The 21,056-nt window shown below is 71.6% G+C and carries 21 protein-coding genes and 1 tRNA gene; 5 read left to right on the forward strand and 17 right to left on the reverse strand.

Annotated elements, in window-relative coordinates:
- The first annotated feature begins 187 nt into the window (after nucleotides 1-187).
- Nucleotides 188-850, forward strand: coding sequence for an O-methyltransferase (locus NP777_RS39565; RefSeq protein WP_256655007.1), 663 nt, complete (start codon nucleotides 188-190; stop codon nucleotides 848-850).
- On the opposite strand, the gene NP777_RS48880 is transcribed toward NP777_RS39565, so the two are convergent.
- The 3 genes from NP777_RS48880 to NP777_RS39580 form a co-directional block, all read right to left on the reverse strand.
- Nucleotides 843-1,754, reverse strand: a complete 912-nt coding sequence (locus NP777_RS48880) for a DUF4383 domain-containing protein (protein ID WP_256655008.1) — start codon at nucleotides 1,752-1,754, stop codon at nucleotides 843-845. The genes NP777_RS39565 and NP777_RS48880 overlap by 8 nt on opposite strands.
- A 201-nt stretch (nucleotides 1,755-1,955) precedes the next feature.
- Nucleotides 1,956-2,192, reverse strand: coding sequence for an FmdB family zinc ribbon protein (locus NP777_RS39575; RefSeq protein ID WP_256655009.1), 237 nt, complete (start codon nucleotides 2,190-2,192; stop codon nucleotides 1,956-1,958).
- Nucleotides 2,193-2,256: 64 nt separating this feature from the next.
- Nucleotides 2,257-3,567, reverse strand: coding sequence for a hypothetical protein (locus tag NP777_RS39580; RefSeq protein ID WP_256655010.1), 1,311 nt, complete (start codon nucleotides 3,565-3,567; stop codon nucleotides 2,257-2,259).
- Between the two features lie 250 nt (nucleotides 3,568-3,817).
- Here NP777_RS39580 and NP777_RS39585 point away from each other — a divergent pair.
- Nucleotides 3,818-3,889: transfer RNA gene (locus NP777_RS39585), tRNA-Val, on the forward strand.
- 166 nt (nucleotides 3,890-4,055) lie between these two features.
- Here NP777_RS39585 and NP777_RS39590 read toward each other — a convergent pair.
- From NP777_RS39590 to NP777_RS39625, 8 genes are all read right to left on the reverse strand, one after another.
- Nucleotides 4,056-5,189 carry a methyltransferase domain-containing protein gene (locus NP777_RS39590; RefSeq protein WP_256655011.1) on the reverse strand — a complete coding sequence of 378 codons (1,134 nt, stop codon included), beginning with the start codon at nucleotides 5,187-5,189 and terminating at the stop codon, nucleotides 4,056-4,058.
- Nucleotides 5,186-6,148, reverse strand: a complete 963-nt coding sequence (gene tgmB, locus NP777_RS39595) for an ATP-grasp ribosomal peptide maturase (protein ID WP_256655012.1) — start codon at nucleotides 6,146-6,148, stop codon at nucleotides 5,186-5,188. The genes NP777_RS39590 and tgmB overlap by 4 nt, the downstream gene beginning before the upstream one ends.
- Nucleotides 6,149-6,174: 26 nt before the next feature.
- On the reverse strand, nucleotides 6,175-6,426 hold the full coding sequence (tgmA, locus tag NP777_RS39600; RefSeq protein WP_256655013.1) for a putative ATP-grasp-modified RiPP: 252 nt from the start codon (nucleotides 6,424-6,426) through the stop codon (nucleotides 6,175-6,177).
- Between the two features lie 269 nt (nucleotides 6,427-6,695).
- Nucleotides 6,696-6,938: a hypothetical protein gene (locus NP777_RS39605; RefSeq protein ID WP_256655014.1), complete on the reverse strand. Its 243-nt coding sequence runs from the start codon at nucleotides 6,936-6,938 to the stop codon at nucleotides 6,696-6,698.
- Entirely contained in the window at nucleotides 6,935-7,543 is a 609-nt protein-coding gene (locus tag NP777_RS39610) for a hypothetical protein (protein ID WP_256655015.1), read from the reverse strand. Before NP777_RS39610 ends, NP777_RS39605 begins: the two co-directional genes overlap by 4 nt.
- Before the next feature lie 95 nt (nucleotides 7,544-7,638).
- Nucleotides 7,639-8,889 (reverse strand): helix-turn-helix domain-containing protein, encoded by a 1,251-nt coding sequence (locus tag NP777_RS39615; protein WP_256655045.1) that lies wholly within the window; start codon nucleotides 8,887-8,889, stop codon nucleotides 7,639-7,641.
- Nucleotides 8,890-9,095: 206 nt separating this feature from the next.
- Nucleotides 9,096-9,461, reverse strand: coding sequence for a VOC family protein (locus NP777_RS39620; protein ID WP_256655016.1), 366 nt, complete (start codon nucleotides 9,459-9,461; stop codon nucleotides 9,096-9,098).
- Between the two features lie 109 nt (nucleotides 9,462-9,570).
- Nucleotides 9,571-10,377, reverse strand: coding sequence for an SDR family NAD(P)-dependent oxidoreductase (locus NP777_RS39625; protein WP_256655017.1), 807 nt, complete (start codon nucleotides 10,375-10,377; stop codon nucleotides 9,571-9,573).
- A gap of 88 nt (nucleotides 10,378-10,465) precedes the next feature.
- On the opposite strand from NP777_RS39625, the gene NP777_RS39630 reads away from it, so the two are divergent.
- The gene (locus NP777_RS39630) at nucleotides 10,466-11,317 is read left to right on the forward strand and encodes a helix-turn-helix transcriptional regulator (RefSeq protein WP_256655018.1); all 852 of its coding nucleotides are present in this window, start codon (nucleotides 10,466-10,468) and stop codon (nucleotides 11,315-11,317) included.
- Nucleotides 11,318-11,439: 122 nt separating this feature from the next.
- On the opposite strand, the gene NP777_RS39635 is transcribed toward NP777_RS39630, so the two are convergent.
- Nucleotides 11,440-12,468 carry a phosphotransferase gene (locus NP777_RS39635; protein WP_256655019.1) on the reverse strand — a complete coding sequence of 343 codons (1,029 nt, stop codon included), beginning with the start codon at nucleotides 12,466-12,468 and terminating at the stop codon, nucleotides 11,440-11,442.
- A 136-nt stretch (nucleotides 12,469-12,604) separates the two neighbouring features.
- On the opposite strand from NP777_RS39635, the gene NP777_RS39640 reads away from it, so the two are divergent.
- Nucleotides 12,605-15,922 carry a BTAD domain-containing putative transcriptional regulator gene (locus tag NP777_RS39640; protein WP_256655020.1) on the forward strand — a complete coding sequence of 1,106 codons (3,318 nt, stop codon included), beginning with the start codon at nucleotides 12,605-12,607 and terminating at the stop codon, nucleotides 15,920-15,922.
- Here NP777_RS39640 and NP777_RS39645 read toward each other — a convergent pair.
- The 4 genes from NP777_RS39645 to NP777_RS39660 form a co-directional block, all read right to left on the reverse strand.
- On the reverse strand, nucleotides 15,906-16,670 hold the full coding sequence (locus tag NP777_RS39645) for an ABC transporter permease (protein ID WP_256655021.1): 765 nt from the start codon (nucleotides 16,668-16,670) through the stop codon (nucleotides 15,906-15,908). The two genes, NP777_RS39640 and NP777_RS39645, sit on opposite strands and share 17 nt — an antisense overlap.
- Complete coding sequence (locus tag NP777_RS39650; RefSeq protein WP_256655022.1) at nucleotides 16,667-17,650, reverse strand: ATP-binding cassette domain-containing protein; 984 nt, start codon at nucleotides 17,648-17,650, stop codon at nucleotides 16,667-16,669. The genes NP777_RS39645 and NP777_RS39650 overlap by 4 nt, the downstream gene beginning before the upstream one ends.
- Nucleotides 17,651-17,754: 104 nt before the next feature.
- Complete coding sequence (locus NP777_RS39655; RefSeq protein ID WP_256655023.1) at nucleotides 17,755-18,183, reverse strand: pyridoxamine 5'-phosphate oxidase family protein; 429 nt, start codon at nucleotides 18,181-18,183, stop codon at nucleotides 17,755-17,757.
- Between the two features lie 71 nt (nucleotides 18,184-18,254).
- A complete protein-coding gene (locus NP777_RS39660; RefSeq protein WP_256655024.1) occupies nucleotides 18,255-19,103 on the reverse strand; it encodes an NAD(P)H-binding protein in 849 nt (282 codons plus the stop codon).
- Between the two features lie 82 nt (nucleotides 19,104-19,185).
- Between NP777_RS39660 and NP777_RS39665 the strand changes: the two genes are divergently transcribed.
- Nucleotides 19,186-20,127, forward strand: a complete 942-nt coding sequence (locus NP777_RS39665; protein WP_256655025.1) for an AraC family transcriptional regulator — start codon at nucleotides 19,186-19,188, stop codon at nucleotides 20,125-20,127.
- A 76-nt stretch (nucleotides 20,128-20,203) separates the two neighbouring features.
- Here the strand turns inward: NP777_RS39665 and NP777_RS39670 are convergent, their stop codons facing one another.
- Nucleotides 20,204-21,040 carry a helix-turn-helix transcriptional regulator gene (locus NP777_RS39670; RefSeq protein WP_256655026.1) on the reverse strand — a complete coding sequence of 279 codons (837 nt, stop codon included), beginning with the start codon at nucleotides 21,038-21,040 and terminating at the stop codon, nucleotides 20,204-20,206.
- Between the last annotated feature and the right edge of the window lie 16 nt (nucleotides 21,041-21,056).

Below are 21,056 nucleotides of genomic sequence, written 5' to 3' on the forward strand. Positions count from 1 at the left end.
GGTCGTGCGCTATCTGGGAAGCTGAAGCTGAACGGAACGCACCGGAACGGAACGCACCGGACCGGACTGGATCGGACCGGACTGGATCGGACCGGACCGGAACCGGTCGGGGAGCCAGCCGGGAAACCGGCCGGGGAACCAGCCGGGAATCCGGTCGGGGAGCCGAGGAGCCGAAAGGGAGGCCGGGATGGCCGAGAGCAAGAGCACACCGATCACGGCCGAGCTGTACGACTACGTCCTGCGGCACAATCCGCCGCTAGACCCGGTCCTGCGCGAACTCGTCGAGGTCACCCACCGCAACCTCCCCGGCCACGCCGGGATGCAGTCCGCCGAGGAGCAGGCCCCGCTGCTGGCCTTCCTGGTCCGGCTGATCGGCGCCCGCCACATCGTGGAGGTCGGCACGTTCACCGGCTTCTCCGCGCTGGCGATGGCCCAGGCGCTGCCCGCCGACGGCCGGCTGATCGCCTGCGATGTGTCGGAGGAGTGGACGGCGTACGGGCGGAAGGCGTGGGCCAAGGCCGGTGTCGAGGACCGTATCGACCTGCGGATCGCGCCCGCGCTGGACACGCTGCGCGCGATGCCCGCCGAGCCCCATATCGATCTCGCCTATCTGGACGCGGACAAGGAGAACTACATCCCGTATTGGGAGGAACTGGTCCCGCGGATGAACCCGGGCGGTCTGATCGTCGCGGACAACGTCTTCTACCACGCGCAGGTCATGGAGGCGGCGCCCTCGCCCGGGGGCGCCGCGATCCAGGCGTTCAACGACCATGTGGCGGCGGACGCCCGAATGGAGGCGGTCATGCTCACCGTCGCCGACGGTCTGACGCTCGCGCGCCGGGTCAGCTGAGCCGCCGGTCGCGGATCCGCCGCCGGATCCGGGCCCAGCGCCCGGGGGACCCGGGTTGCTCGCCGGGCGTGGCCCGCCCGGCGGCTCGGGCTTGCTCGCCGCCCCCCGGCTGATCCAGCTTGCCCCACTTGCCGGGCGGCTGACCGGACCGCCCGGACCGTTCGACAGGGCCACCCGGGGCGCCCGCCCCACCCGTCCCACCCGTCCCACCCGGGGCGCCCGTCCCACCCGGCCCACCTGGCAGCACACCCGGGGCCTCGGGCGTGAGCGGGGCGCCGGGCTCGACGGCCGTACCGCCCCGTTCGGCGGCCCGCTCCCGCGCCGCGATCAGCTCACGCGCGTGGGCGGCCTCGCGCTCGGCCTGCTCGGGGTGGCGGGTCACCCAGTACGGATTGTCATGCGGCAGTCCGCCGCTGACCCGTCCGTACATCCCGAACCACATCAGCAGCAGTCCGACCACAAAGCTGAACAGCACGTTCTGCATCCGGAACGCCAGGAAGTTGTACGGGGTCTCCAGCAGCGCCAGATTGACGAACCCGCTCAGCAGGAAGAGCAGCCCGAGCACCATGTTGAGCGACGAGGCGAAGTTGCCTCCGATGAGCATGCCGATGAACAGCAGCAGCCCGATGACGATGGAGAGCACGCTCAGCGTGCCGTTGGTGTTGAGCCCGGCGACCGTGTTGCTGCCGGTGTCGAAGAAGCCGACCCGGTGGATCAGGCCCAGGATGCCGAAGGCGACGAGCACCAGCCCCATGAACCCGGCGCCGACGCGATAGACCTTGCTGAGCCGGTGATCGACGGGCAGATGCTCATCGAGCGTGGTGTGCGCGCCGATCCGCTCCGGGAAGTGCCGGGCGACCCCGGCGGGATGAGGACCGATGGGGGAGGGGCGGCCCGTAGCCATCTCCGGCCTCCTTGCTGCTGGCGCCGGACCCCGGCCGCGCGCTCTTGGCGCTCTTCGCGCTTCTCGCGGTCGGGGCCGTACCCGTGGACCGCCACGTCACCGGCGCGTCCACGACGTACACGACGTCCACGGCGTATACGCGCACAACCGGAGGCGTGGCACGGGTACGTATCTCCAGGATCCGCCCCGGTCCCCCCAGGCTCAACCGCAGCAGCCGCCCCCGCAGCAGCCACCGCCGCCACCGCCGCCGGACGGGGGCCGGGCCGAGGCGGCGGCGGACGACGAGGACGCGGCGCCGGTGACGGCCACGGTGGAGAGCAGCTTCACCGTGTCGTCGTGCCCGTCCGGGCAGGACGCGGGAGCGGAGGACTCGGCCATGGGCCGGTTCAGCTCGAAGGTGGTGCCGCAGGCGCGGCAGCGGTATTCATAGCGAGGCATGGCAGGAGCATAACCACCGAACCGCAGGTCAGCCCCCCGAATCAGCCCTTGGCTTCGCGCGGGCTCAATGCCCGCCACCCCGCTCGTCCCGGATCTCCTGGACGACCCGGGCGGCGGTCTGCCGTACGGCCTCGGTCTCGGAGAGGAAGTGCCACCAGTCCGGATGCCGCCCCTCGAGACCCGCGATGGCCCGCTCGAGGCGCTCCACGGCGTCGTCCAGCGGGCGCGCGTGGCGCGGATCGGGGGTGCTGCGCCCGGCCATGGCCAGCCGCTGCGCGTCGCGGATCGCGAAGCGGGTGCGCTCGATCTCCTGCTGCTGGTCGTACGACACCTCGTCCAGCCGCCGCAGCCGGTCTCCGGCCGCCGAGACGGCCTCGTCCGTACTGTTCAGCAGCGCCCGTACGGTGGCGAGCAGCGCGGTGGCATCCGGCCAGCGCTGCTCCTCGCGCGCCGCCTGCGCCTCCTTGAGCTTCTCCTCGGCCTGCGCCACGTCCCGCTCCGCCTGCGCGGGGACGGGCTGCAGATCCTGCCAGCAGGCCGCGGTGTACCGGCGGCGCAGCTCGCTGAGGACGGGCTCGACCCCGGCGGCCCGGGTGGTGATCGCCTGGGCGCGGGTGCGCAGCGACACCAGCCGCTTGTCGATCTCCGCCGCCCGCTCCGGCAGCCGCTCGGCCTCCCCGCGCACCGCCTCGGCCCTGCGCAGCACGTCGTCGGCGCGCCGCAGGGTCTCCTGCACACCGTGCTGCCCGGCCCCCTGGTTGAGCTTGGTCAGCTCGGGCGACAGGGCCGCCAGCCGGGACGCCAGATCGTCCGCCCGCAGCCCCGACGCACGCACCGCGTCCAGCGCGTTACTCGCCGCGAGCAGCGCCTGCCGCGCCCGCTCCACCGCCGGCGCCAACCGTGCCAACCGCGTCTCGGCCTGCTCCAGCAGCGGCCCCAGCCCCTGCCCGAACCGGTCCAGATCCGCCTTCGTCCGCTCCAGCGCGTCCTTCGCCCTGGTCAGGTCGGCACGGGCCCGGGAGGCCGTCGCCGCGTCCAGATCGTCCCGGTCCAGATCATGGGCGTCCACCGCCGTGATGTAGTCCTGGCTGACCTGGTCGATCCGCTGCTCCAGCGCCGAGAAGTCGGCCACGGTCCGGCGCGCGGCGGGCGAATCGTCCACGGCGGTGATCGTCTCGATGGAGATCCGCAGATCCCGCTGCGCGGTGTCCAACTCGTAGAACGCCGCCGCGGCGGCATCCTTGGCCGCCTGCGCCTCCGCCCGCTGGCTCTCCCCCCGCCCCCCGAACCACCGCCGCCCCCCGCCCCCACCGGCGAACGACAACGACCCCACCGCGACCAGCAACGGCACGGGCAGCAACACCAGCCCGAGCACGGAGGGACGACGCGGACGACGCGGACGGCGCGCTGGACGCGCAGACTCCTCTGCAGATGACGCCGCCACTTCCCGCTCCCGATGGATCGCCCAGGTCCGAATGTCATTCTCCCACCCGACACTGACGAACACAGCGCTCGGTTCGGTTCGCGATCTGTGGACTTCTCCCACCCGAGTCCACCCCCTCCGGGGCCCCTTCCCCACAATTGCGGCACCACCCCGGAAACCCTGTAGGCTGACAGCTCCCCTGGGGCGCATAGCTCAGCGGTAGAGCGCTGCCCTTACAAGGCAGATGTCGGCGGTTCGAACCCGTCTGCGCCCACAGTGATTATCGCAGGTCAGCGCGTGGTTCGGCCCCTCAACTCGTCCGGGTTGAGGGGCCGTTCCCGTTCCGGATGCCACATAGGTGCCGCATCCCCAAAGGGTCATGGATGTACAACGGCGTGTAACCCTGTGCGACCGAACGGTGGCAGAAGATCCACGGTGGTCTAGTCCGGCAGTCGCCAGCTGGTGCCGTCCGGCTCGTCCAGCCACAGCGTATGAACCCCGTCGGGAGAGACGGTCAGGCCGTAGCGCTCATGCCCCGGCCGTCCGGCATCCCGCCACTGGGTGAGCAGCGGCTCCCGCTCGGCCCACAGATCACGCGGCCCGCCGTGGTCGAGTCGAGCGGTCATGACTCCGGCCCCGGTCATGGTGATTCGCGCCCACGATGAGCTCTCCGGGTCGAAGAGACACCTGATCTCCTGGCCCCCGTTGCCCAAGGCGAACTCCTTGACCTGCGGGTGCAGCAGCGACGTGAGGAACTGTGCTCCGGGGGCGTCCAGGACCGCAGGGAGGGTGATCTCCCGGGTCTGGCCGGACCACGTCAGCAGCGGCTGCACGAGTCGCCCCGCAGTGGTCCCCATCGTGTTGGGGGTCGGCCGGGCGGTCATGAAGGTGGCCAGGCCGTGGAGGAACCGGCCGCCGGCCGAGTGGTTGGCCGCGAGGACCAGGCGCACGATGCCGCAGCCGATGTTGGCCACGATCACCCCGCCCGGGTGGAGTTGGTCCCGCCAGGGTGTCGGGATGCGGCCCACTCCGCACGTCGCCAGCAGCCGGTCGTACGGTGCGCGCTCCGGGCAGCCGGTCATGCCGTCCCCCGCGACGAGGGTGGGTTCGTACCCGGCCGAGCGAAGGCGGGTCTTCGCCGTGGCCACGAGGTCGGGGTCGACGTCGACCGTTACGACATGGTCGGGCCCGAGGCGGTGGGAGAGCAGTGCGGCGTTGTAGCCGGTGCCCGCGCCGATCTCCAGCACGGTGTCGCCGTCCCGCACATCGAGGGCCTCGAGCATCTCGGCCATGAGGGAAGGCTGCGTGGAGGAACTGGTGGCGGTGCCGTCCTGGTCGAACTGGGTCAGCAGGGAGACGTCCTGGTAGGCCGCGGCCAGCCATGCGGGGTCGCCCTGGCTGTACCGGTGCAGGCTGCCCTGTGCCCGGACGGTGAAGTCGGGGACGAACTCGTGCCGGGGGACGCTGAGGAAGGCGGTGCGCCAGGGCTTGGACCGGATGCGGCCAGTCCTCACCAGGTGGTCGGCCATGTGCTGGCGCAGTTCGTCAGCGGATGGTGCGGCGGTGAATGTCACGGATGGGCCCTCTCCAGTAGGTCAGCGAGTGCTCGGGTGATGGGCGCTCGCAGGTCGGGGATGAATCCCCACTGGCCGCCGGGGTTGACGTCGATCAGGTACCAGCGCCCTTGTGGGTTAACGAGGAAGTCCAGTGCGACGTATTGGAGTCCGAACATGAGCGTCAGCATGTGGACGCCCCGGGCGATGCGCTCGGGCACCTCGCACGGCTTGTAGATGAGGCTGTCGTAGTCGGCCCGGAAATCGAGGCGGGCAGCGTCCGGCCCTGCATGGATCTCGGCGGCGAAGAGGCTGTGCGCGACCGCGGTGAGCCGTACTTCGTACGCCTTGTCCACCCACTCCTGGAGCTGGTGCGCGGTGCGTCTGACGGAATCATCGATCTCGTCGGGCCGGACCTGCGTTGTCCACAGGGCCTGTGGATGATCGTTGTGATCGCTGGGGTGGGTGGTGCCGAGTGCCTTGTACGCGGCGACTTGGCCGGGCAGCGCGGAGATGAACGCACGGGCCTCGGCCGGGTCGTTGGTGATCAGCGTCCGGGGTACGGAGAGCCCGCAGCGGGTTGCGGCGGCCAGGGCGACGGGTGGGAAGGCGGCAAGGGCGTTGCGGTTCGGGTGGTTCACCCACAGACAGGGCAGCGCGTACAGCAGCCCGCAGAACCCGGCCCGTGCCTCGGCCTGGGCCCATCGTGCGTCCTGCTCGGACATCTCTGGGTGGAGCCGGTGGGCGCCGGGGCGGCGGTAGTACACAGACCGGATGTCGCCAAGGGACACGTCCCGGTGCGGACCACGTAAGACGCCCTCCCACAGTGCGCCGTGGAGGCCGATCCCCGCCGCCACCGTCATGGCCTCCGGGAAATCCCGGGGGTCGAGGCGGCACACGGGCACGGATCGCTCGTTGAGCTCGGCTATGACCAGGTCGGCGGTCGCATCAGCGGGCCGGGTCAGCACCAGGACGGTCATGATTCAGATCCCTCTGTCAGCCGACGTCAGTCCGTGTCGTTCTCGTTGTCGGTGGCCAGCTGGCTGTCTTCCCTGGTCTGTGTGGTGGTCGTCATCTGCGTCTTCATCGACGGCTCGTTGATGAACGGCACCCCGTCCGCAGTGACGTTGATCTGCCGCTCGAGGCAGAGGTGCAGGGCCGGCATGACGAGCGTGTCGTCGGCAACGGGGACGGCCTTGGACAGCCCGAACGGCCTGATGGCCGGGTCGGTCTGCGTGCGTTCCATGGTCAGTGTCATGGCGTTCTCCATTCGTGTGTGGATCTTCTGTGTGGGGACTCCGGCCCGCGGTCCCGTTTTCGGGGCCGGAGTCCCTGCCCTGTGGTCGGCGGCTGTCCCGGCTGCACCGGCCGCAGGGTGTCCAGGAGGGTGGGCCGTCAGCGGCGAAGTCCAGTCCGGGGCGGGGGATTCCCGGGCTCCGACGGCCCACCCGGCCTATGGGGCCGGGGCGCTCGCGAAGCAGAACCACACGGCGCGCTGACGGAGGGACAACGACCTCGTCCAGGCGCTCACCCGTGGCCACCGCCCTGCTGAGCCGCACCAGCCTCGGTGCACAGCGGCCGGCACACCCACAGCTCGACCTCCCGGGGCCTGCTGCCGCAGGTCCACACGACCGTGCCGAGCAGCTGGTCGGCGATCAGCCGCCGCCCGCACAGGGCGCAGTTCCAGCCCTCCAGCTGGGGCCCGGTCAGCGTGTCGGGGTCCGGCAGTGCGATGCCCGGGAGCAGCGAGGGTTGGGGACTGGTCGTCATCGAGGCCGCCCCTCGTGCTCGCCTGCGGCCGCGCTGGTGAGGCTCCGCGGCCGCCGCTTCGAGTAGAGCGGCGCGTGGGCGGGGCAGGCATAGGTGACCTTGCCGACGTCGCTGCCGCTGCCCTCCACCTCGACCGGGACCGGCTCGTCGGTGGGAAGTTGGCAGCGATAGCAGAGCTGTCGGCCGTTCGGCTCCGGGCCGAGGACGTCGTCGAGGGCCTGGCTCAGGGCGCGGACCAGGTGATTGGTGTCGGTCAGATACCGGTCCGGGCCGAGCGGGATCCGCCAGTACGTCCTGTGCTCAGGCCCCCAGGAGGCGGGTGGTACGCCGAGGAGGGTGCCTTCGTCGGAGAGTTCGGCGAGGATGCGGACTCCGCGCATGCGCCAGCTGCGGACGGTGGAAGTGTCGATGCCGACAAGCCAGTACGTCTTGCCGTAGGTGTCGTCCTGGATCACAGCGCCGGATCGGTTGCCGAGCAACTCCAGCGCGCGGTCCGCGACGGCGGTGCGCGCGGAGATGGCGTCCCACCATTTGCCCACCGGTAATATCTCAACGTCCTCGGTGTTCGGCGGTGTCCACGGCAGGACTTGGGGATTCGTCGGCACGGTCAGCCCCCGGCGTCATCAGTGATCAGGTGGCAACGACCGTAAGAACGCCGGGGGCGGAGAAGGGGCAGAGATCCTGCCCCTCGAACACCAAGTCAGGCAGCCAGCACGCCGATCTTCACCGCCAGCTCGGCAGCACGACGGCGATGCGCCGGAGACTTCGACTCGGTCTCCTCCAAGATGATGCGGCGCGCGTAACCGTTGTACCGGATCGTCTCCGCAGCTGCCTCGTACGCCTTATCCAGCGTCGCCAGCGCGGTCTCCGACTGCCCGTCCAACTGGTAGCCCCGAGCCTCCTCGATCCGGTGCCGGGCTCGCCGAGGCCGCGAACGGATGGTCCTTGCATCCGCCTTCGCGGCCTGCCGCACGGACTCCCCACCCGCCCGTAGCTCGACAGCGACTGTCACCGCGTGCGCGCCCATGATGGCCCGAGAGAACGACGTTACGGGGTGGTAGTAGTCGGTGGGGAGCTGCTTGGCCATCTCGCGGGCGGTGTCCCAATAGCCCCACGCAGTGCCAGTGTGGCCGCGTCGGGCGGCGGTGTATCCGGCCTCGAACTGCAAGGCGCCCGCGATGGCACGGACATCGTCCGACCCGTCCGGCAGCAGCGGTGTGAGGTAGCGCAGCGTCTCCAAGGTGACGGCGTCGGCTGCGTCGAAGTGGGCGGGGCCGCTGTCGCGGTGGGCCTGTGCGGTGAGCCAGGCGGCTACGCCGATTGCGTGTGGGTCCTCGCTCTCCTGGGCGGCGACCATGCCGCGCTCGGCCACGCGCCACAGGAGGGCGGAGTCGGGCTGGTAGGCGATGAAGAACTGGCTGAGGCTGTAGACCTCGGAGAGGACCGCTTGAGCTGCGCGCCGTTCGGGAACACGGTCCGCCTGGCGTACAGCAAGTTGCGCATCTCGGATGAGGTCCGGCAGGAGACCCCCGATCACTTCTCGGTGGTTCGGCGCGGAGTGGCGGGCGGCCCAGGCGCTTTCGAGACGTGCGCTTAGGTGCGCGGCCGACGGTGCCTCGCGATCGGTGGCGAGCGGGAAGGCATCGATCGCAGCTCGCACGGCGGGCAGCTTGGCGTGGCCGGGGCCGATGAAGAGGTCGATGGGCAGGCTCTGGTCGCCGGTGAGCTCGGCGAGATCGCGGACGCGGAGCACCTCGGCGATGCGCAGAATCATGGGAAGTCCGGGGGTATGAAGGGTGCCGTTCTCGACCTGCTTCACCCAGCTCGGGGACTTACCGAGGAGACCGGCGAGGACGGTACGGCTCATACCCCGGCGCGTTCGAAGGACTTGCATCCGCTGGCCGAAGACCAGCGGGTGGTCCAGTGGGTCCGGGGTAGCATCAGATGACATGGCCTTGCCCCTCTCTGTCCAGCTCATCACTGTCAGGGTATGGGGCAAGGCCGTTAGCGTGTGAGGCGGTTCACTCCCAGGCAGGGTGAATGCGCCCGCCCCGGCCCACAGGATCGGGCGAGCCGAGCTGACGACCGGTCTACATCCGGCCGTGGAAATCCCTGGCGGGTGCAGCACCCTCCAGCGGGCGGTCGGGCTCGCCGCAATCAGCCTCTGACCAGGCAGAAGGGGTGCCCCGCCGGGTCAGTGAGGACCCGCCACCTGTCATTTGGCTGGTGATCCGGTTTGCCCGCGCCCAGCTCCAGCAGTCGCGCCTCGGCTTCATCCAGGTCGTCGACGGCGAAGTCAAGGTGGAACTGCTGGGGAACGCTCTGTTCGGGCCAGCGGGGGGCGCGATAGTCATCGACTCGTTGGAAGCCGATGAAGAGGCCATCCTCACAGGTGAGACCGGCGAAGTCGGCATCGGAACTCGGGTGCGGTTCGAGGCCCGTGGCTTGCTGATAGAACGTCGCCAAAGCCAGCGGATCAAGGCAATCGAGCGTTATCGCACGCAACGTCATCTGCAGGGACATGGCACCTCCGGGGCCGATCAATGGACCTTGGAGACGCACACCCTAGAGGTGGCCGTTCCTGCGACTTCCACATCGCCACTACGAGCGAAAGCCGGAACGCTTCCTCGGCTCACGAGGCCTGCATGCCCCCGTCGACGGAGAGGACCACTCCGGTGACATAGGAGGCGCGGTCGCTCAGCAGCCAGGCGGCGGCCTCGGCGACCTCCTCGGGGTCGGCCGCGCGGCGCAGCGGGGTGCGGGCGTTGAGCTGGTCGATGACGCCGGGTGATTCCGCTTCCCAGTGGCGCATCATCTCGGTCAGCGTGGTGCCGGGGGCGATGGCGTTGACGCGGATGCCTTCCGGGCCGTAGGCGACGGCGGCCGACTCGGTGAGGCTGTGGACGCCTCGCTTCATCGCGCTGTAAGCGGGCAGTACGGGGTTGCCCCTCCAGCCGCCGACGGACGAGGTGTTGACGATGGCGCCCGTACCGGCCGTCGCCCTGATCGCGACGACCTGAGCGGCCAGGGCCAGCCAGACGCCCTTGAGGTTGACGCTGTACTGCTGGTCGAAATCCGGCTCCGGCACCTGGTCCATCGGGCCGATCTGCCGCGTGCCGATGGCCCCGTTGTTGAAGGCGACGTCGAGCCGGCCGTACACCGCCACGGTGCGGTCGACGGCGGCGCGCACGCTTGTCGCGTCGGCCAGGTCGCACACCGCGTACTCCGCGCTGCCGCCCGCCGTCCGAATCTGTTCGGCCACCGCCTTGAGCTGGTCCTCCGTGCGGGCCGCGAGCAGTACCCGGGCGCCTTCCCGGGCGAACAGCCGCGCCGCGGCGGCGCCGATGCCGCGGCCGGCTCCGCTGATGAAGGCGACCTTGCCGGCCAGCAGGCCCGGGGCGGCGGGGGTGGAGGCGTCGGTGGTCCGTGTGTTGTCCATGCCGACGAGCCTGTGTCCGCCGCGCGCCCTCATCCAGGCACCCGCGGTACCTGGATCGGCTTCGCAGGCCCCGTGCACACTCGGGACCATGGACAGACCAGAGCTGGCCGGTTTCCTGCGCAGCAGGCGCGAGCGGATCACCCCCGCCGATGTGGGGCTGCCCGCCGGGCCGAGGCGTCGTACCCCGGGGCTGCGACGTGAGGAGGTGGCGCAGCTGGCGTACATCTCGACCGAGTACTACACGCGGCTGGAGCAGGCCCGCGGCCCGCGGCCCTCGCGCGAGGTGCTGGCCGGTCTGACCCGTGCCCTGCGCCTGTCGGACGCCGAGCGCGCCCATCTGCACTACCTCGCCGGTGCCCCGCCCACCCCGCCGCCAGGACCCTCCCGCGAGGTGCGCCCGAGCATCCTGGACCTGCTGCGGCGGCTACCGCACGCCGCGGCGGTCGTACTGTCCGCGGCCTATGAGGTGATCGCCCACAACGACCTGGCGGCCGCCCTCCTGGAGGACTTCTCCGCCCTGCCCCGCCATGAGCGCAACTTCCTGCGCCGTACCTTCCTCGATTCGCGCGTGGGGGAGCGGCAGTGGTACAGCCAGTCCGGCATGGAGATCTTCGGCCGTAACGCGGCCCGGCATCTGCGGACCGCCGCCGCTCGCTACCCCGACGACCCCGAAGTGGCCACGCTGGTGAAGGACCTGGTGGCCGGCAGCGCGGAGTTCGCCCGGCTGTGGGACGCCTATGACTTGTCGGTCGAACCCGCCCCGCACAAGACCTTTCGGCACCCCCTGATCGGTCCCATCACGCTCAACTGCGATGTCCTGGACATCACCGACCGGGACCAGCGAGTCGTGATCTACACGGCCGATCCCGGCTCCCCGGCGGAGGAGGCGCTGCGGCTGCTGTCGGTGATCGGCACCCAGCGCATGGACGTATCCGGCTGACGCGGCTGCCCCGGCTGACCGCGGCCTCCAGCGGCGGCCCCGTGAACCACGGGCGAGAACACCGCCCCGGCGGTCCGCGCCGGGCCAGGGTCCTTCTGACGGATCTCCGTGGGAGAAGGACCCTAGGGCCGCCGGGAGGGGAGCGGCTGGAGCGCGGGCCAACGGGTGAGCATCGTGGCGCGCATGGCCATGGCGAGCCGGCCCAGATGCTCGAGCTCGCCGCCGTCCACGGCCATCCGGCCGACGACCCCGAGGCGGTGGACGAGCCGTTGGCGGGCCGTCGCCGTGCCCCACCGCCAGTCCGCATGGGGGACCTTGGAGAGATGGTCGGCGGTTCCCCGGTGAGCCCGCTCGACGAGCGCGTCGCCTCGGAGCAGCCAGCCCGCGCACGCGTCGGTGAGATCGTCCTGGAGATCGGCGCCTGTCGCATGGCGCCAGGTTGTCCGGTACGCGTCCTCCGCCGCGTCCAGCAGCGGCTGGGCCGGGGCCGTGGCGCACCAGCAGGTCGGGAAGCCGATGCGAAGGTAGGCGAGTTCCATGAGTCCATCGCCGAGCGCGGCCTGTTCGAAGTCGATGAACCTGACCCCGCTGCCGGTGTGGATGTCGTTGCCGGGGCAGGGGTCGCCGTGCAGCAGGGCGTGCCCGGACGCCTGGGTCAGGCGGTTCACGAGGTCGTCCAGCTCGGTCCGTACCGCGGATGGCACCGTGCGGCCGAGCGTCCGGGCGAGCCCGAGGAAGGAGCCGATGTCCTCGCTCGTGGGACCGGACCAGGCGGGGAGGAGGCCGATGTCGTCAGGGGTGGTGGCCGCGTGGAGCCGGGCCAGCGCCTCGGCATAGCCGATCACCCAGTCGTCGGCCGGCGGCCGATCGCCCAAGTCCTCCAGGACCAGCGTCCGTTCGGCGGGGTCGGTGCCGAGGAGCCCCGGTGCGACGGGCGGGTCGACCCGGGACGCGAGCCGTAACGCGGCCACCTCGCGGGCGTAACGCCCGGCGGCCTCCGGGCCCTCGATGAGCTGCTTGACCACCACCGGTGTGCCGGACAGCTCGGCCCGCCACACCCGCGATCGCGGACTGCTCTCCAGCCCGCGGACCCGGCGGGGCGAACCCAGTTCGGCCCGCAGCTTCTCCCCGAAGGGCGGCGGTGAGCACACGGCCCGATCCTCCCATGCGCGCGAACAGTGCCCATGGCGAACAGTGCCCATGGCGATCAGCGTCCATGGCGAACAGTGCCCATGGCGAACACCGCCACCAGGACGGCTCGCGACACGCCCATGGCAAAATCAGCGGGTGCGGATCGGGATGCTGGGGCCGTTGGAGGTGCGCGCGGACGACGGCGGGTTGGCCGACGTGCCGGGGGCGCGGTTGCGCGGGCTGCTGGTCGCCCTTGCGCTCAGGCCGGGGCAGGTGGTCCCGAAGGCGTCGCTCGTCGACTGGATCTGGGGGGAGCGGCCGCCCGCCGATGCGGCGAACGCCCTGCAACGCCTGGTCTCCCGGCTGCGGAAGGCGCTGCCGGGCGGGGTGATCGAGGGGCAGCCGGACGGCTATCGGCTGCTGGTGGAGCCGGATGCCGTGGATGCCGTGCGGTTCGAACGGCTCGTCGGCGCGGGCCAGGGCCGTGCCGAGGACGGGGCCCGGCGGGTGCGGCGGTTGCGCGAGGGCCTCGAGCTGTGGCGCGGTACGGCCATGCAGGACGTCGGCCCGCAGGACAGCGCCGCGTTCGAGGCCGCGGTCGTACGGCTCGAGGGGTTGCGGCTGACCGCCACGGAGGAGCGGGCCGAGGCGGAGGTCACCCTCGGGCGGGGTGCGGAGCTGGTGGCGGAGCTGACCGACCTGGTGGCCGCGCACCCGGTGCGGGAACGGCTCGTCGGCGCGTTGATGCGGGCCCTCGTCGCGGCCGGCCGGGACAGCGAGGCGCTGCAGGTGTACCAGCGGGCGCGGGAGGCGCTGGCCGACGCGCTGGGCGTCGACCCCTCGCCGGAGCTTGCCGCGTTGCACGTCGCGCTGTTGCGCGGCGAGCTGGGGCGGCGGGAGGAGAGCCCCAGGACCAACCTGCGCGCCGAGCTGACCAGCTTCGTCGGCAGGGGTGCCGATGTGGCCGCGGTCCGCGGGCTGATCGCCGAGCACCGGCTCACCACCGTGATCGGGCCGGGCGGCGCGGGGAAGACCCGGCTGGCCACGGAGACCGCGCGCACGCTGCTCGGCGATGGCGAACTGCCGGACGGGGCCTGGCTGGTGGAGCTCGCCGCCATCGGCGCGGACGGCGATGTGGCGCAGTCGGCGCTCGCCGGGCTCGGCCTCCGGGACGCCCTGCTCGGCGCCGCGCCGAACGCGGAGCTTACGGACCGGCTCATCGCGGCGGTCCGTGAGCGGGAGGCGCTGCTGATCCTGGACAACTGCGAGCACGTGATCGAGTCCGCGGCGGTGTTCGCCCACCGGGTGCTCGGGGAGTGCCGGCGGCTGCGGATCCTGGCGACGAGCCGGGAACCGCTCGGCATCACCGGGGAGGCGCTGTGGCCGGTCGAGCCGCTGGCCCTGCCGGAGGGGGACGCGGGCCCGGACGAGATCGGCTCCGCGCCCGCCGTTCAGCTGCTGCGGGACCGGGCCGGGGCGGTGCGCCGGGGCCTCGCGGCCGACGTCCGTACGCTGGCGACGATGGTGCGGGTCTGCCGGGCGCTGGACGGGATGCCGCTGGCGATCGAACTGGCCGCGGCCCGGTTGCGCACCATGTCCATCGATCAGCTCGCCCACCGGCTCGACGACCGCTTCCGCCTGCTGACCAGCGGCAGCCGTACCGCGCTGCCGCGCCACAAGACGCTGCGCGCGATGGTCGACTGGAGCTGGGAGCTGCTCACCGACGCCGAACGCACGGTGTTGCGGAGACTCTCGGTGTTCTCCGGCGGGGCGAGCCTGGAGGCCGCCGAGCGGGTCTGCGCGGGCGACGGAGTCGAGCGGGAGCAGGTGCTGGAGCTGCTCACCGCGCTGACCGAGAAGTCGCTGCTGGTCGCCGAGGGCGGCGGCGCCCCGCGCTACCGCATGATCGGCACGATCAGGGAGTACGCCGGGCACCGGCTCGCGGAGGCGGGGGAGTCGGACCTGGCGCGCCATGCGCATCTCGCCCACTTCACCGAGCTCACCGAGACCGCGGAGCCGCGTCTGCGCCGCGCCGAGCAGGTGGAGTGGCTGGCCACGCTCGAGGCCGAGCACGACAACATCGGCGCGGCGATGCGCGGCGCGCTCGCGGCGGGCGAGGCGTCGGCGGCGATGCGGCTCGCGGCGGGCGCGGGCTGGTACTGGTGGCTCGGCGGGCGCAGGACCGAGGGCCTGGAGCTGATCACCGCGGCCACCAGAACCCCCGGGGAGGTGCCCGACGACGTACGGGCCATGGTGTACGCGCTGATCGTGCACTTCGTGACCTCCGGGCGGAGCGATGAGCGCCAGGCCGCGGAGTGGATCCACGAGGCGCACCGGCTCAGTCGGCGCGGCCACTACCACCCGGGGGTGAAGTTCATCGCGGTGCTGGAACGCATGCTGCACACGCCCGAAGCGGCCCTGACCGCGTTCGCACCGCTGCTGGACGACGCGGATCCCTGGGTGTGCGCGCTGGCCCGGTGGCACATGGGCAAGATGCGGATCGTGTTCGGGCTGGATGGGCAAGAGAGGCAGCAGGACGGGCCAGACGGGCGGGGTGGCCAGGACAGGCAGGACGGGCAGGACGGGCCGGGCAGGCAGGACGGGCGGGACGGGCCGGGCAGGCAGGACGGCCAGGACCAGGAGGACCAGGAGGACCAGGAGCCCCGGGGCAGCCAGGTCCGGCCGGACGGCCCGACCGCGCAGGCGTACCTGGAGGCGGCGCTCGCCGAGTTCCGGGCGCTCGGCGAGCGGTACGGGATCTCGCTCGCCCTGACCGAGCTGGCGAATCTGCTCGCCGTACGCGGCGACTTCGCCGGTGCGTGCGACCACTACGAGCAGGCGATCGCGGTCGTCAGCGAGGTCGGTGCCACCGAGGACGTCATCCGGTTGCGGTCGCGGCAGGCGCAGCTGTACTGGCTGCTGGGCGACAAGGACGCCGGCGCGGCCGCCATGGCCGAGGCGCGGCGCTGCGCGGAGCGGGTCACCTGGCCGGACGCGCTGGCCGAGCTGGCCTTCGCGCGGGCGGAACTCGCCCGGTGGGACGGCGACGCCGAGGAGGCCCGCCGGCAACTCGGCCTCGCGACGGCCATGCTGGGCGGCGACGCGGAGCGGGCGGACATCCGCGCGGTGACGCACGACCTGCTCGGCTACCTCGCCGACGACCTCGGCGAGGCGCGGGCGCACCGCGCGGCGGCCTGCGAGGCGGCGGTCGAGGTGGGGTACGTGGTGCTGACCGCGCATGTGCTCGTCGGGGTCGCGGACCTGGCACTGCGCCGCGACGAGCACGCGCAGGCCGCGCGGCTGCTCGCGGCGAGCACGGCCGTACGCGGGCGGCGGGACCACGCCCACCCGGACCTGGCCCGGATCGAGCGGGCCGCGCGCGGCCGCCTCGGCGACGCGAAGTTCGCCGAGGCGACCCGGGACGGGACGCGCACCAGTTGGTCCCAGCTGGTCGAGGTCACGCTCGCTTCCTGAACGTGGCGATCGCCCATACGTACCCGACGAGCGTGAACCCGACGCACCAGGCGACGGCCGTGAACGCGTCGCCGGTCGACGGGTGGCCGCCCGACAGCAGCCCGCGCAGCGTCTCGATGATCGGTGTGAAGGGCTGGTACTCCGCGAACTGCCGCACCCCGGTCCCCATCGTGTCCGCGGGTACGAACGCGCTGCTCAGGAACGGCAACATGATCAGCGGCACGGTGGCCATGCCCGCCGACTCCACGGTCTTGGCGGCCAGGCCCATGGCGACCGTGAGCCAGCTGGTCGCGAAGGCGAGCAACAGCATGAGGCCGATCACGGCGAGCCACTGGAGGAAGCTCGCATGCGGACGGAACCCCATCGCGAAGCCGACGCCGACGATGACCGCGTCGGCGATCAGACTGCGCACCGTGGTGGAGACGACATAACCGGCCAGCACGGCGCCGTGGGAGACGTCCATGGCCTTGAACCGGTTGTTGATGCCCTTCGTCATATCGCCGTTCACGGCCGCCGCGGTCGGGCCCAGCCCGTAGGTGATGGCCATGACGGTCAAGCCCGGCACGGCGTAGTCGATGTACTCGCCCGTGACCTTGAAGGCGCCGCCGAAGACGTAGACGAACATCAGCATCATCACGACGGGAAACAGGACCGCCTGGAAGACCGTGACCGGATTCCTGACCGTGTGCTTGAAGTTGCGACGCAGCATGATCGCCGCGTCGCCGAACGACGTCGAGACAGTGCTCATTCCGCGATCGCCTCCGTTGTGGCGTGTGTGGTGTGTGCTTCGTGTGTGGTGTCCGCGGCCTGTGTGGCGTGACCGGTCAGGGCGAAGAAGACGTCATCGAGGTCCGGTGTGTGCACCGAAAACGCATCCGCGGTGATCGTGTGCTCATCGAGCTTGTCCAGCAGGGCCCGCAGCGACTTCGAGTCACCGTTGCTGGGCACCCGCAGGGTCAGCTCCTGGTCGTCCCGGGTGGACCCGGGCAGGGCCCCCGCCGCCGCGTCGAGTTCGCGGAGCCCGGCGAACCGGAGCCGGACATGGGTGCCGGGGACCTGGCGCTTGAGCTGCTCGGGGGTGCCCTGGGCGACCAGGCGGCCCTGGTCGAGCACCGCGATCCGGTCGGCGAGCTGGTCGGCTTCGTCGAGGTACTGGGTGGTGAGGAAGATGGTCGTGCCGTCGGCCACCAACTCGCGGACGATCCCCCACATCGCGCGCCTGCTGCGCGGGTCAAGACCGGTCGTCGGCTCGTCCAGGAAGATGATCCGCGGGTTGCCGACCAGCGTCATCGCCAGGTCCAGCTTCCGGCGCATACCGCCGGAGTAGGTCGCCGCCATCTTGTCCGCGGACTGCGCCAGGTCGAACCGCTCCAGCAGCCGCCCGACCACCTGGTCACCGGAGCGGACGCGCTTCAGGTCCGCCATCAGCCGCAGGTTCTCCCGGCCCGACAGCAGCTCGTCCACGGCGGCGAACTGACCGGTCACGCCGATGACCGCGCGTACCTCCTTGATCCCCGTCACCACGTCGTGCCCGGCGACGCGCACCGTTCCGGCGTCGGCCTTCATCAACGTCGTCAGGACGTTCACCGTTGTCGTCTTGCCTGCCCCATTCGGGCCGAGCATGGAAAAAACCGATCCCGCGGCGACCTCGAAGTCGATGCCGTCGAGCACGACTTTGTCGCCATATGCCTTGCGCAGCCCGGAAACTGCGATCGCCGAACTCTTCATGTCCAACACGGTCCCGGCCGGGCCTGACACCCGCCTGTCACGCCCCTGACACGGCCCCTGACATGGCGTTGCGCCTCAACCGCCGCGACAGGTCGGCGCGGAGGTCAGAAGGCGAAGCGGCTTACGGTCTCCGGGTGGATGACGAGACGAAGCTGCTCCGTCGCCAGGATCTCGGCGAGGTCGTGGGCGCGGGCCGGGTCGTCGAGATCCCAGTAACGAGCGGCCAGGCGGGCGCACAACTCGTGTGCTCCGCCGGGTTCCACCGAGGTACGGCCGGCGACCGACAGCCAGCGTTCGCGTTCCCCCACGGGGGCGGCGACGACGATCGAGGCGCGGGGGTCGCGGCGCAGCCGCCGTACCTTGACCGAGTCCGGGGCCGTGAACAGCTGGATCGTGCCCTCGGCGGTGGCCTCGAACCACACCGGCCGGGGCTGCGGCGGAACCGGCCCCTCGGCCACGGACAGGAACCCGTGCAGGGGGCGGCGGAGGAACTCGAGGTCCTGGGCGGTCAGCGAACTGGTGTCGGTGCTCATCACGGCCTTTCCGATGGGTGAGGGGGGAACGGCGGAACGGGCGTTCCGGGGACGACGGTCGAGCGGCTCGGTCAACCGCCGTCGGGGCGCCCCCAGGCGCCCGCCGCCGCGGCCCGTACGACGTAGTCCTCGAAGGTCCGGGGCGCCCGCCCCAGCACGGTGGCGAGGTCGTCCGTCGTCCCGGCGAGCAGCCCGCGTTCCATCATTACGAACATCTCGGCCACGTGCTGGGCGTCGTCCTCGCTCAAGCCCTCCTCGACCAGCGACGCGGCGTACTCGGCGGGGGAGACCCGCCGGTAGCTGAGGGGCCGCCCGGACGCCCGGGAGATCAGCTCGACGGCCGCGCCGAAGGTGAGCGCACGCGGTCCGGTCAGCTCGTAGACCCGCCCGGCGTGCCGGCCGGGCTCGGTCAGCACCGCGGCCGCGGCGTCGGCGACGTCCTCGACGTCGATGAACGGCTCGGGTACCGCGTCGGCCGGGAGCGCCAGCTCCCCGGCGACCAGCGGGGCGTGGAAGACGTCCTCGTCGAAGTTCTGGGCGAAGTTCGACGGCCGCAGGACGGTCCACTCCAGCGCCGAGCCGCGCACGGCGTCCTCGGCCGAGCGCATGTCCAGTCCGAACGTGGAGTCGCCCCAGGTGTCGGCGCCGCGCCCGGAGAGCAGGACCAGCCGCCGCACCCCGGCGGCCTCGGCGCGGGCCACGAACTCGTGCGCCGGGCCCGGCACGGGCGGGGCCACCACGTAGGCGGCGGCGACGCCGCGCAGGGCCGCGTCCCAGCCGCCGGGGTCGGACCAGTCGAACCGGGTCCGGCTCGACCGGGAGGCGGTACGCACCGGCGTGCCGCCCAGCCGCAACCGGGCGACGACCCGCCGACCGGTCTTGCCGGTCGCGCCGAGGACAAGAGTGGTGTCGTTGCTCATGACGCCGATTGAACACGGCCGATCCGGACGATCCCATGGGTGAAGAGCCGGATCACCTGTGTATTCGTCTAAACTCACTGAGGTGGACGCGTTCAGTGACCTGATCCGCGGGGTGCGAGCTCACGGCTCGCTGTTCGGCAGCTCGACCCTGTCCCCGCCCTGGGCGCTGCACTTCGTGGACGGCGCGCCGCTGACCCTGTGCACCGTGCTCACCGGGTCGGGCTGGATCGTGCCGGAGCACCGTCCGCCCGAGCGGCTCCGCGCCCGCGAGACGATCGTCGTACGCGGCCCTGGGACGTTCACCTTCGTCGACGAGGTCGGCACCCGGGCCGAGCCGATCGCCTGCGGCGAGCACTGCGCGACGCCCGAGCAGGGCGGGACCAGGCACCGGCGCGGCTGGCACGACGACGGGAACGACAGCGGTCGGGACGGTGCGACGACCCTGATCGTCGGCGCCTACCCCGTGCGCGGCGAGATCAGCCGCCGGCTGCTGGACGCGCTGCCCGTCGTGCTGCGGGTGGACGCCGGGGGCACGGCCGACCCCGTGCTCGACCACCTCGCCGCCGAGGTCGCCGTCGACACGCCGGGCCAGCAGGTGGTCCTCGACCGGCTGCTGGACTGGCTGCTGGTCTGCACACTGCGCGAGTGGCTCGACCGGCCCGGCGGCGAGCCCCCGGCCTGGTGGGCCGCCCAGCGGGACCCGGTGGTCGGCCGGGCGCTGCGCCTGCTGCACGCCGAACCGGCGGCACCCTGGACGGTCGCCACGCTGGCCGAGCGCGCCGGGGTGTCGCGTTCGACGCTGGCCAAGCGGTTCGCCGACCTGGTCGGCGAACCCCCGCTGACCTACCTCACCCGCTGGCGCATGACGCTCGCGGCGGACCTCCTGGTCGAGCGGGAGGCCGCGACCGTCGCGGACATCGCCCGCACCGTGGGCTACTCCGACCCGTTCGGTTTCAGCGCGGCGTTCAAACGGGTCCGAGGCGTCAACCCGAGCGACTTCCGCCGCACCGCGACCACCCCCTGAAAGACGCCGGAACGACGGCTCGGCTCAGTGCGCGAACTCATCGCGCGAACTCGGTGCGCGAATGGACGGTCCGACATCACCGTGCGCACAACCGGTCCAATGCCGACTGGCTCTCCTCGTCCGCGGCGCGGAAGATCAGCAACCGCTGGTCCGGATCCTGAAGTGGCATCAGCACTTCGAAATGCACCGCGAGCTCACCGACGTCAGGATGCCGTATCGCCTTGGCCCCGCGGCCATTGACCTTGACATCTCGCTCGGACCACAGGCGCGCGAATTCCTCGTCATGAGTGGTGAATTCGGTGATGAGGTCGGTCAACGCCTGATCCTCCGGATGCGCGGCCCACGCGGCGCGCAGATGGGCGATCCCCTCCCGTACGACGCGTTCGCGGTCGACGTAGAACTCACGTATCCGCGGATGCATCAGGCACAGCCACATCGAATTGCGCCGCGCCGGCGGCAGGGTGCCGAAATCCAGGAGCAGCCTCGCCATTTCGTCGTTCCAGGCCAGGATGTCGTAGCGGTGGTTCATCAGCATGGCCGGCAGCGGCGACAGGTCGGCGACCAGCCGGGCCAGCGGCGGCACCGCGGTGGTGGCGGGCTTGCCGGCGTCGCGGGGGCGGCGCTGCCGGGCGAGGTCGAAGAGATAGGTGCGTTCGTCCGGGCCCAGGCGCAGCGCCCGGGACAGCGCCTCCACCACGTCCGCCGAGGGCCGCAGCCCGCGGCCCTGCTCCAGCCGCACGATGTAGTCGATGCTGACCCCGGCCAGCTCGGCGACCTCTTCGCGACGCAGCCCCGGGGTCCGCCGGGACCGCCGACGCGACGGCAGGCCGAAATCGTCCGGGTTCAGGCGTTCGCGTCGGGTCCGCAGGAACGCGGCCAGCTCCCGTGTCGCGTCCACGGTGGTGGTCGTCATGTCCGATCCAACAGCA

Source organism: Streptomyces rugosispiralis (genome assembly GCF_024505145.1).
GTDB lineage: Bacteria > Actinomycetota > Actinomycetes > Streptomycetales > Streptomycetaceae > Streptomyces > Streptomyces rugosispiralis.

Excerpts from the sequence above, each read along its gene's own strand:
- NP777_RS39565 (WP_256655007.1), top strand. The coding sequence starts at position 188 with ATGGCCGAGAGCAAGAGCACACCGATCACGGCCGAGCTGTACGACTAC.
- NP777_RS48880 (WP_256655008.1), bottom strand. The coding sequence starts at position 1,754 with ATGGCTACGGGCCGCCCCTCCCCCATCGGTCCTCATCCCGCCGGGGTC.
- NP777_RS39575 (WP_256655009.1), bottom strand. The coding sequence starts at position 2,192 with ATGCCTCGCTATGAATACCGCTGCCGCGCCTGCGGCACCACCTTCGAG.
- tgmB (WP_256655012.1), bottom strand. The coding sequence starts at position 6,148 with ATGACCGTCCTGGTGCTGACCCGGCCCGCTGATGCGACCGCCGACCTG.
- tgmA (WP_256655013.1), bottom strand. The coding sequence starts at position 6,426 with ATGACACTGACCATGGAACGCACGCAGACCGACCCGGCCATCAGGCCG.
- NP777_RS39605 (WP_256655014.1), bottom strand. The coding sequence starts at position 6,938 with ATGACGACCAGTCCCCAACCCTCGCTGCTCCCGGGCATCGCACTGCCG.
- NP777_RS39615 (WP_256655045.1), bottom strand. The coding sequence starts at position 8,889 with ATGTCATCTGATGCTACCCCGGACCCACTGGACCACCCGCTGGTCTTC.
- NP777_RS39620 (WP_256655016.1), bottom strand. The coding sequence starts at position 9,461 with ATGTCCCTGCAGATGACGTTGCGTGCGATAACGCTCGATTGCCTTGAT.
- NP777_RS39625 (WP_256655017.1), bottom strand. The coding sequence starts at position 10,377 with ATGGACAACACACGGACCACCGACGCCTCCACCCCCGCCGCCCCGGGC.
- NP777_RS39630 (WP_256655018.1), top strand. The coding sequence starts at position 10,466 with ATGGACAGACCAGAGCTGGCCGGTTTCCTGCGCAGCAGGCGCGAGCGG.
- NP777_RS39645 (WP_256655021.1), bottom strand. The coding sequence starts at position 16,670 with ATGAGCACTGTCTCGACGTCGTTCGGCGACGCGGCGATCATGCTGCGT.
- NP777_RS39650 (WP_256655022.1), bottom strand. The coding sequence starts at position 17,650 with ATGAAGAGTTCGGCGATCGCAGTTTCCGGGCTGCGCAAGGCATATGGC.
- NP777_RS39655 (WP_256655023.1), bottom strand. The coding sequence starts at position 18,183 with ATGAGCACCGACACCAGTTCGCTGACCGCCCAGGACCTCGAGTTCCTC.
- NP777_RS39660 (WP_256655024.1), bottom strand. The coding sequence starts at position 19,103 with ATGAGCAACGACACCACTCTTGTCCTCGGCGCGACCGGCAAGACCGGT.
- NP777_RS39670 (WP_256655026.1), bottom strand. The coding sequence starts at position 21,040 with ATGACGACCACCACCGTGGACGCGACACGGGAGCTGGCCGCGTTCCTG.